The organism is Protofrankia sp. CiP1_Cm_nod2, from assembly GCF_920664355.1.
Taxonomy (GTDB): Bacteria; Actinomycetota; Actinomycetes; order Frankiales; family Frankiaceae; genus Protofrankia.
In genome coordinates this window covers 23,431-30,848 of record NZ_CAKKTL010000044.1, presented here as the reverse complement: position 1 = coordinate 30,848, position 7,418 = coordinate 23,431, and the positions used below count along the sequence as shown (strand labels likewise).

Genomic DNA, 7,418 nt, shown 5'->3' with positions numbered 1-7,418 from the left:
GGCCCGGGCGCCGCGCGGGCCGCTGCCGCGTCGTCCGCCCTGATCTCCGCCTCGGCCGCCGGCCCGACGGCTGCCGGCGCCGGCATCGCCGCGGCCGGCGGGCCTGTCGTCCCCACCTCGCCGGCGTCCGTCCTGCCAGTGGCATACCGGCAACCGGCCGCCGGCGGCGGATCCCCCGTCCTCACGCCCTTCGGGGAGGCACTGCTCGCCCGGGTGCGGCAGGTCGCGCGCACCTCCGGGGGGACGCCGTGAGCGGGGGGACGCAGTGAGCCGCGCGGAACTCACCGGCCGAGGCCTGGTGCGCCGCTACGGGGGGCTCACCGCGGTCGACAACGTCGACATCACCGTCGCGCCCGGCAAGGTCACCGGGCTGATCGGCCCGAACGGAGCCGGCAAGTCGACGCTGTTCAGCCTGCTCACCGGGGTGGAGAAACCCGATGGCGGCAAGGTCTTCCTCGGCGGCCGCAACATCACCCGGATGCGCCCGGACGTGCGGGCCCGCCACGGGCTCGTCCAGACCTTCCAGGTGCCGTCGCTGTTCACCAGCATGACCGTCATGGACAACCTGCTGGTGGGCGCCGAGAACAGGCACCGCGACTACATCGGCGGGCTGCTGGGACGCACCCCGCACGGCAGTGCCCGCACCCGGCGGGTGATGACCCGCACCCTGGAGTCCCTCAACCTCACCGGCATCGCCGACACGACCACGGGAACACTGCCGACCGGGGCGCTGCGCCTGGTCGAGCTCGCCCGTGCCCTGTGCGCCCGGCCCGACGTCCTGCTGCTCGACGAGCCGGCCAGCGGGCTGGACGGGCAGGAGACCGAACGGCTCTCCGGGCTGCTGCGGCAGGTCGCCGACGAGGGGGTCGGCATCCTGCTGGTGGACCACGACGTCGAACTGGTCTTCTCCGTCACCGACCAGGTGTACGCGATGGTGGGCGGGCGTATCGTCGCCGACGGGGCACCGGCTGCCGTCCGTGAGGATCCGACCGTACGGGCCGTCTATCTCGCGCAGGGGCCGCTGGCATGAGCGCTGAACTGGTACTGACCGGCGCCCGCGCCGGTTACGGGACCATCGAGGTCCTGCACGGGCTCGACCTGACGGTCCCCGCGGGGAAGGTCACCGCGCTGCTCGGGGTCAACGGCGCGGGCAAGAGCACCACGCTGCGGGTGCTCGCCGGCGTGTTACCGCTGCGGTCGGGCTCCCTGACCTGGCAGGGCAGGACGATCACCAGAATGTCGGCCCTGGAGCGGGCCCGTTCGGGCCTGATGTTCGTCCCAGACGAACGCGCGGTCTTCGCCACCCTCACCGTGCGGGAGAACCTGCAGGTGGTGGTGGAGGCGATCGGGCAACGGGACATCTCCCCGGCGCTGGAGGCCTTCCCCCGGCTGGGCGAGCGGCTCGCCCAGCGGGCCGGGACGCTCTCCGGCGGCGAGCGGCGCATGCTCGCCCTGGCCCGGGCCCTGCTGGCCCGGCCCAGGGTGCTGCTGGTCGACGAGCTCTCCCTCGGCCTGTCACCCAAGGTCGCCAGCGAGCTGTTCACCTGGCTGGCGACGGTCGCGCTCGGCGGGACGACGGTGGTTCTCGCCGACCAGTACACCAACGACGCCCTCGGCCTCGCCGACGTCGCCTACGTCCTGCACCGGGGTGAGTGCTCGTTCGTCGGGGATCCCGCGGAGCTGCATCCGGCCGTCTCCGCCGAAACGGTCTGACTCCACCGGACCGGTCTGGCTTCACCGGACCGGTCCGAGCCCTGTGCCCGGGCCCCGGTGGGCGCATCCACCAGGGCCGGGCACAGGGCTTCACGCGGGTCTTCCCCGGGTGCTCACTCGGCCGGGTAGGACAGGTTCGGGACGGTGAAGCAGTTGGTGTTCATGTCCTTGACCTGGGTCACCCAGCCTCCCTTGCCGCCGTTCGCCGAACTCTCCCAACGGGCGACGTTGATGCAGTTCCGGTCGGTCTCCGGGGGGGCCGCGAGCTTGGTGAAGTTGCGTGGGGTCAGCAGACCGTCACCGTCATAGTCCTGCGGGCGGTTCAGGAACTGCTCGACGCACGCCCGGGTGAGGTTCGCGCCGCACGACCTGATCGCGTCGGTGAGCCACTGGGCGGACGCGTAGCCCTCGAGGGTCCAGATGCTCAGCTTGCCCTCGCGCGCGGGCTGGTGCTTCGCCATGTCCGCCCGGAACCTGGCCACCGCCGGGTAGTTCGTGTCGTTGTAGTTACGGATCGTGCTGATCGCGTAGGTGGAGTCACGGCAGTTGGGGGTGTCCGCGAAGGTCTGGCCGAAGGTGTCGGTCCATCCCTGCGAGGTGGTCACCTTCGCCTTGACGGTCAGCCCCTGGGCCTGCATCGACTTGCACAGGGCCAGGTTGCCGTTGTCCTCCATCGCGTCGAAGATCACATCGGCCCCGCGGGCCTTCAGGTCCAGTACGGCCGCGTCGAAGTTCGGGGCAAAGTAGTTGATCTCTTTTTCGACGACCGTGTAGCCCTCCCGGCGCAGGCCGTCGGCAACCGACTGCGCGTAACGCTGGGACGGCGCGACGTTGTAGTAGACCACGCCCGCGACCCTGGTGCTCAGGTTCTCCTTGAGCCACCGGTAGTTCTCGGTGCCGGCGTAGAGGTTCCCGTTGTAGCCGGGCTGCCTGCCGTCACGCGGATAGTAGCTACCGTAGATCGAGTACAGATGCGGGTACTGGTCGTAGGCGCTGCTGGTCGGCTGGCCGCCGACGTCCGGCACCCCCTTGGAGTTCAGGTACTGCGCGCCGGCGTAGTCGAACGCCGACACCCCGGCCAGGGCGAAGACCTTCTCGTCGTCGACGAGCTTGCGCACGCACGCCGTGTTGTCCGGCCCGCTGCCGTGGTCGTCACACTGGACGAGCGTGACCTTACGGCCGTTCACACCACCGGCGGCGTTGAGCGCGTCGAAGTAGGCCTTCGCGCCGTAAAGGGAGGTGGAGAAGGTCTCCGACCCCAGCGGGCTGGTCAGACCGACGATCACACCGACTTTGACGTCGTTCGCGGTCACGCCGGTATCCGACGCCGTGTTGGCCCCGGCACCCTGGGTGGGGCCGCCCGGCGGCGGGCTCGAGTCGTCCACCCTGCTTCCGCAGGCCGAAAGCACGAGCGCGGACAGCGTGGCAATGACGACGAGCAACCTCGCTCGCATAGGCATGCTCTCCCCCGGGATCGTTGGTTACCCCAAGACGCTATTGCGCCGGCCGGGCCCCTGCGCGTCGTGCTGCCGACAGGAAGTCCCAGCGTTTCCCGGCCGTTGACGTAACGCTGGGAAACGTCCGTCCGGGTGGCATGCCCGGAAACGGATCCGCGCCGTCCCCACCGGGGCCGTCACCGGCCGGCCCCGGAGCAACGGCCCTGACGTGTCACAGGAACCGGCGCCACCACCGCCGGCGGGACGTCGAAGGGACCGGCTGCGGCACCTGGGTGTCATCGGGCTCTCCCACGGTCTCGTCCGCGCCGCCCTCGGCATGCTCCGGGGTATCCCTGGCGGCCGCGGCAGCCGGCACCGCGTCGCCCGGGGCTTCATCGCCCGGGGCTTCGTCGCCCGGGATCACATCCTCTGGGGCTCCGCCGCCGGCTGCCGCGCCGCCGGGCCGCTGGCTCCCGGAGACGTCGGCGTCGGAGGCCTCCCCGGCGGCTGCCTCCGGAGCGGACGCCGGCTCGGCCACGGACGGTGCCACCACGGACGGCTCGTGGTCGCCGGACAACTCCTGGTCACCGACGGCCGCGGGCGGGGTGGCCGTGGCGGGTTCGGGAGTCTCGGCGCGCACGCCGGTATGCTCCACGGCCTCATCCGCCACCACGGCCGGAGCCCCTGCGGCCGTCCCGTCCACCGTGACCTGCTCGGCGGCGGACCGCGTTCCGGCGGACACGGGCTCCTCGACAACCGGTGCCGGGGCCACCTCGTCCGGCTCGTCCGGCTCGGCCACCTCGGCCACCTCGGCCACCTCGGCCGGCTCGGCCGGCTCGGCCGGCTCGGCCGGCTCGGCCGGCTCGGCCGGCTCGGCCGGCTCGGCCACATCGGCCGGCTCGGCCGGGGCGGATGTGTCATCCGGCCGCGCCGGGACAGACCTGGGGTAGGCGTCGTGCTGCGGCAGCAGGCGGTTGATGATGCGACCGTTCGGGCCTGGCGCACGGTGCAGACGGCCCTTGTCCGACAGGCGCCGACAGATCTGGTTCACAGTCTGGCGGCGCACCTGGAGCACTTCCGCCAGCTGTCCGTCATCCAGGCCGGCCGGGACCTTTGCCAGCCGCTCAAGAATGCGGTCCGCAACAGTAGACACGAACATGAACGCTATACGCCATCGACGGTGGGGTTGCAAACAGGGTGGGTTCGCTTCATCGTCCGTCGTCCAACCGTAGTGTGTCCGGCGCTCCTCGCAGAAGACGACGCTGAACCGGTGACGACGCGGCCGACGGGACTCCACCGGCCAGCGGTGAGCATTGGCCGCGGGACGGCCGGTGGGCGTTAGCACCAGGCCGTCAGGGGAATGGTCTTGACGGACAAGACCGGCCGCCATGGCCCGTCCTTTGCGATCGGGGATCGGCCGGCGATGCCCCGAGAGCTCTGGTTCGATCAGGAGGATACAGCGATGACGCAGCCGATCCCGGACGGCGGCAACGACGTCGACAGCGGCCACTTCAACAGCGGCTATCCCGACGGCGGCTATCCCGGCAGTGGCTACATCAACACGTACGGAAGCCCACTCGAACAGTCCGAAAGCCTCGACAGCGACGGCCTGGGCTCGACCGACCGCGGTTTCGACCCGCTCGACGACGGCTGGGATCCGCCGGACCGCTTCGGCCCGGGTGAACGCTTCGGCACCACCGCTCAGGAACAACGTGCCGGCGAGTCACTGGACTCGCTGCTCGCCCAGGAGCAGCCCGAGCCGGATCCGTACGACGAGGCGGCGCGACTGGAGTCCGGTGAGGTCCTGGAGTTCGACGTGTACTCCTCGGCCGACGGCCGCTTCTCGGCCGAGGACGCCGTCGAGCGGCCGGCCGCCCTCGACGGCGACGGGGAGCCGGACGACGTGCCGGCCCTGCTCGCCGACGACGAGGGCGTACGGACGGCGACAACAGCCGAACTCGTCGGACACGGGCCGGTCGGCGGCCGCGCCCGCGGCCGCGACAGGGCCAGGCCGACAGGCGCGCCGGAGGAGGAGGCCATCCACATCCGCAGCACAGAATGATCAAAAAGTAGTCGAAGAGCGGCCCCGGAACGATCCGCGGCGCGCAGTGGCCGGGCCGGCACGTGGGCAAATGATCATCGCGGTGTCCGCGCGTCCAGCGACCGGGCGTTCCCGGCACCCAGCACGTAGCAGGCGATCGCCGCGGTGGCGGCGACGTTGAGGGAGTCCACACCGTGCGCCATCGGAATCCGCACCCGGACGGTGGCCGCCTCCAGGGCGTCCCGGGTCAGCCCGGGGCCCTCCGAGCCGAGCAGCACGGCCAGCCGGTCACCCGGACCCGCCTCAAGCCCGTCCAGCGGCACGGCGGTGGCGGACGGCGTGAGCGCGACCAGCGTGAAGCCAACGTCCACCAGCAGGGACAACGCCGCCGGCCACGGGTCGAGACGGGCGTACGGGACGGCGAACACCTCCCCCATCGACACCCGCACCGCCCGCCGGTACAGCGGGTCGGCGCACGACGGGCTGAGCAGGACGGCGTCCATCCCGAGCCCGGCCGCCGAGCGGAAGATCGCGCCCAGGTTGGTGTGGCTGACGATGTCCTCGCAGACCAGCACCCGCCGCGCCGTGGCCAGCACGTCCGCCGCCGGGGCCGGCGGGCGGCGGCACATCGACGCGAGCGCCCCGCGGTGCACCTGGAACCCGGTGATCGTGGCGAGCACGTCCGGGCCGGCGAGGTAGACCGGCACATCCGGCTCCAGATCGGTTGGGACGGTCGCGACCTTCGCCGGCCCCACCAGCAACGATCGCGGACGGTAACCAGCCCGCCGGGCCCGTTCGATGACCATCTCACCCTCGGCGATGAACAGGCCCTCGGCCGGTTCCCGCCGCCGCCGCAGGGCCACGTCGGTCAGCCCCACGTAGTCGCGGACCCGCTCGTCCGCCGGATCGTCGATCTCTATGACGTCCAACCCGCTCCCATCCCCCGGCCTCGGCTCCCGCGGCTACGCCCCCTGGCTGGCCGAACCGGTCAACCCGCACCTGCTCTACACACCCACCATCACCATCTGAGCATCGTCACCGTCAGTCCACGGTCATCCCCGTCAGGAGCCCGCGTGAGCACACCGGACACGGCCACCGGCCCGATAGCCGCCCGCCTCGCCGACGACGCCGCGACGCTGCGCGCCACCGGCGCGATCCGCACCGACCGGGTCCAAGCCGCGTTCGCCACCGTGCGCCGGGACCGCTGCCTGACCCACTTCCGCCTCGGTGACCAGCACATCCCCGTCCCACAGGACAGCATCCCCACAGCGGATGTGCTCGACATCGTCTACAGCGGCCAGCCGCTGCTCACCCGCACCGGCGCCGTACCGTCGTCCTCCTCCACACCAACGATCATGGCCAGGACGCTCGAAGCACTCGACCTGCGCCCCGGCCACCGGGTCCTGGAGATCGGCGCCGGCACCGGCTACAACGCCGCCCTCATCGCGCACCTCAGCCACGCACCCGTGGTCACCATCGAAACCCATCCCCCCACCGCCGCCGAAGCCACCGCATCGATCCACCGATCATTACAACGGGCTGGTAGCACGGGGGGCGCCTGTGCTGCATCCGGAGGTCACCTCGGTCAGCCCGCCGGAGGCGCCGAAGACGGTGATGGTGTTCGACTGCGCTGACAGCTCGAACTGGCTGCGATAGCGCACGGCGGGGCCGTCGTTCACCGACGAACCCGGCGGTCGACGGGCGATCACCTCCGAAGTTCGCCTGCACGAGGACGGGTCGTGGAAGGTCACCCGGTTCGCCGTCGAGGGACTCGGGTCATGCTGAAGCGCGTCGTCCCTGTCGCCGTCTGCCTGCTGGGCGTCCTCGCGGTCGGCCCGCCTACGCCGACATCTTCACCTCCGCGGACTGCGACCAGAACCCCTACCCGGGATGTGAACTTGCAGCCGGGCAGAACGGCAGCCCCCAGCTCCCACCGGACGGGGATGCTCGCCCGGCGCCGCGTGGCGGCGGGTCGCAGGGCGGCACGGCCAGCGGCGGGGCGGTGCGTCCGCCTGGTGATGTGTCGCTCGACCCGTCGGAACTCGCAACGTGCTCCTACACCCGCAGCGACTTCCAGCCCGAAGGAGACCCGATCCGGCCAGTTGCGTTCCGCTCCATCCCGCGCGACGGCGGACCGCACGTAGTGGCTGCGGTTCACCGGCCGGGGTCGCTGCGCGTACTGCCTGCCGCGACCGCCCCGGACAGGCAGTCTGGGGCCTGGTACGTCT

General features: G+C 71.6%; 7 protein-coding genes and 1 pseudogene. 5 read left to right on the top strand and 3 right to left on the bottom strand.

The window, feature by feature from the left end:
• From NBW84_RS07350 to NBW84_RS07340, 3 genes and pseudogenes are all read left to right on the top strand, one after another.
• A pseudogene (locus NBW84_RS07350) lies at positions 1-252 on the top strand (hypothetical protein); the annotation flags it as partial.
• A 13-nt stretch (positions 253-265) separates the two neighbouring features.
• Entirely contained in the window at positions 266-1,030 is a 765-nt protein-coding gene (locus NBW84_RS07345) for an ABC transporter ATP-binding protein (protein WP_250282937.1), read from the top strand.
• Complete coding sequence (locus tag NBW84_RS07340; RefSeq protein ID WP_250282935.1) at positions 1,027-1,713, top strand: ATP-binding cassette domain-containing protein; 687 nt, start codon at positions 1,027-1,029, stop codon at positions 1,711-1,713. The genes NBW84_RS07345 and NBW84_RS07340 overlap by 4 nt, the downstream gene beginning before the upstream one ends.
• Positions 1,714-1,826: 113 nt before the next feature.
• On the opposite strand, the gene NBW84_RS07335 is transcribed toward NBW84_RS07340, so the two are convergent.
• Both NBW84_RS07335 and NBW84_RS07330 read right to left on the bottom strand, forming a co-directional pair.
• Complete coding sequence (locus NBW84_RS07335) at positions 1,827-3,167, bottom strand: ABC transporter substrate-binding protein (RefSeq protein WP_250282933.1); 1,341 nt, start codon at positions 3,165-3,167, stop codon at positions 1,827-1,829.
• Positions 3,168-3,381: 214 nt separating this feature from the next.
• The gene (locus NBW84_RS07330) at positions 3,382-4,308 is read right to left on the bottom strand and encodes a MarR family transcriptional regulator (protein ID WP_250282931.1); all 927 of its coding nucleotides are present in this window, start codon (positions 4,306-4,308) and stop codon (positions 3,382-3,384) included.
• A 303-nt stretch (positions 4,309-4,611) separates the two neighbouring features.
• On the opposite strand from NBW84_RS07330, the gene NBW84_RS07325 reads away from it, so the two are divergent.
• Positions 4,612-5,211: a hypothetical protein gene (locus tag NBW84_RS07325; RefSeq protein WP_250282929.1), complete on the top strand. Its 600-nt coding sequence runs from the start codon at positions 4,612-4,614 to the stop codon at positions 5,209-5,211.
• 74 nt (positions 5,212-5,285) lie between these two features.
• Here NBW84_RS07325 and NBW84_RS07320 read toward each other — a convergent pair whose 3' ends face one another.
• On the bottom strand, positions 5,286-6,110 hold the full coding sequence (locus NBW84_RS07320; RefSeq protein ID WP_445548291.1) for a TrmH family RNA methyltransferase: 825 nt from the start codon (positions 6,108-6,110) through the stop codon (positions 5,286-5,288).
• 153 nt (positions 6,111-6,263) lie between these two features.
• On the opposite strand from NBW84_RS07320, the gene NBW84_RS07315 reads away from it, so the two are divergent.
• The gene (locus NBW84_RS07315) at positions 6,264-6,824 is read left to right on the top strand and encodes a hypothetical protein (RefSeq protein ID WP_250282925.1); all 561 of its coding nucleotides are present in this window, start codon (positions 6,264-6,266) and stop codon (positions 6,822-6,824) included.
• Positions 6,825-7,418 lie beyond the last annotated feature (594 nt).

Coding starts and splice junctions, on each gene's coding strand:
- NBW84_RS07335 (WP_250282933.1), bottom strand. CDS start 3,167: ATGCGAGCGAGGTTGCTCGTCGTCATTGCCACGCTGTCCGCGCTCGTG.
- NBW84_RS07330 (WP_250282931.1), bottom strand. CDS start 4,308: ATGTTCGTGTCTACTGTTGCGGACCGCATTCTTGAGCGGCTGGCAAAG.
- NBW84_RS07325 (WP_250282929.1), top strand. CDS start 4,612: ATGACGCAGCCGATCCCGGACGGCGGCAACGACGTCGACAGCGGCCAC.
- NBW84_RS07340 (WP_250282935.1), top strand. CDS start 1,027: ATGAGCGCTGAACTGGTACTGACCGGCGCCCGCGCCGGTTACGGGACC.